We start from the raw sequence: 1591 nt of genomic DNA on the forward strand, positions 1-1591 counted from the left end.
GCGGCGTATGGGTCCCGGGTCAAGCCCGGGACGACGGCGGAGGGTGGGGCTCGCGGTCTACCAACTCACAGCGAGCGCTATACCAACCCGCAGCGAAACGAGCGCCGATCGAACAGCTTCGCTGTAGGATTCCTATCCACGTCTTCAAACAGCTGCTCCGCGACATCGTCGCGGAGCCCGTCTGATCGCGGACCCGTCCGCCTGCGATCAAACCCTACGCCGCCTGCACGGCGGTCAAAAAGTCCTTCACCTTGCTACGCAGGTCGTCGGCGTGCCTGGCGAGTTGCCCCGCCGCCCCGAGCATCTGCCGTGCCGCACCGCCGGCGGATTCGACCGTCTGGCTGACCGAGCCGATGTTGGTGGCGACCTCGCGGGTCCCGCTGGCGGCCTGGCTGACCGAGCGGGCGATCTCCTGGGTCGCATGTCCCTGCTGATCGACGGCGGTCGCGATCGTCTTGGCGATCTCGCTGATCTGGCCGATGGTGCCGCCGATGCCCTGGATCGCGGCCACCGTGTCGCTGGTGGCGCGCTGCATCGCACTGATGTGCGCCGAGATCTCGTCGGTCGCCTTCGCGGTCTGGCTCGACAGGCTCTTCACCTCGGAGGCCACGACGGCGAAGCCGCGGCCGGCATCGCCGGCACGCGCGGCCTCGATGGTGGCGTTCAGCGCCAGCAAATTGGTCTGGCTGGCGATCGCGTTGATCATGTCGGTCACGGCACCGATCTTGGCGGCGGCATCCGCAAGGCTGTTGACGAGGTCGTTGGTGCGCGAGGACGCCTCGACCGCCTCCGCGGCGATGGTGGAAGAGGTTGCGACCTGGCGGTTGATCTCGCTCACCGAGGTCGACAGCTCCTCGGTCGCGCCGGCCACCGACTGCACGTTGGAGGAGGCGGAGTTGGACGCGGAGGCCACCAGGGCGACGCGCTGCGCGGCCTGGTCGGCGGTCGTCGTCAGCGAAGCCGCCGTGGTCTCAACCTCGCGCGAGGCGCCGGAGATGGCGTTGGCGATCGCACCGACGGTGGTCTCGAAATCCTTGGCGATCCGGTCGAGCGCGCGCTTCTTCTCCTCGCGGGCCGCGATCAGATCGGAGAGATCGCGACGGAAGCTGATGACGTAGGTCTGGCCCTCGACCTGGGTCGGCACCAGCGTGATCTGCACCAGCGCCGGGCTGCCGTCGGCGCGCTTGGTGGTCCACTCGAAGCTGGCATGGCCCTCGCGCCTGGCCTTGGCGTCCATCTCCTTGACCATGTCGGCGGAGCGCTTGCCGCTGGGCTGGAATTCCGGAGCCATCGTCGCCGGCGAGCGCGACAGCAGGTCCTGCTTGCTGCGGAAGCCGCCGAAGCGGACCGCGGTCTCGTTGCAGGCGATGATCTTGCCTTCCGACATCACCAGGATGGCGTCGCGATGGCGTTCGAACAGCTCGGCCATCAGGAGGTTATGCGTGCGATCAGCCGACTTGCCGGAGAAGAAAGCCATGGGGGGTCCCGAATCCACTGTCAGAGAAGAATGCACGACTCGTAGCAGGACAAAATTAACCAAAACCTTTCCGCTTTCCCGGCTGCGGCCAATAATGCGGGCGCTGGAATCCTG

At 67.0% G+C, this 1591-nt stretch carries 1 protein-coding gene; it reads right to left on the reverse strand.

The genetic code is table 11. The features are described from left to right. Nucleotides 1-214 precede the first annotated feature (214 nt). Entirely contained in the window at nt 215-1477 is a 1263-nt protein-coding gene (locus BRAO375_RS06455; protein ID WP_009026655.1) for a methyl-accepting chemotaxis protein, read from the reverse strand. Nucleotides 1478-1591: the final 114 nt, after the last annotated feature.

It is taken from the genome of Bradyrhizobium sp. ORS 375, from assembly GCF_000239775.1.
Lineage (GTDB): Bacteria > Pseudomonadota > Alphaproteobacteria > Rhizobiales > Xanthobacteraceae > Bradyrhizobium.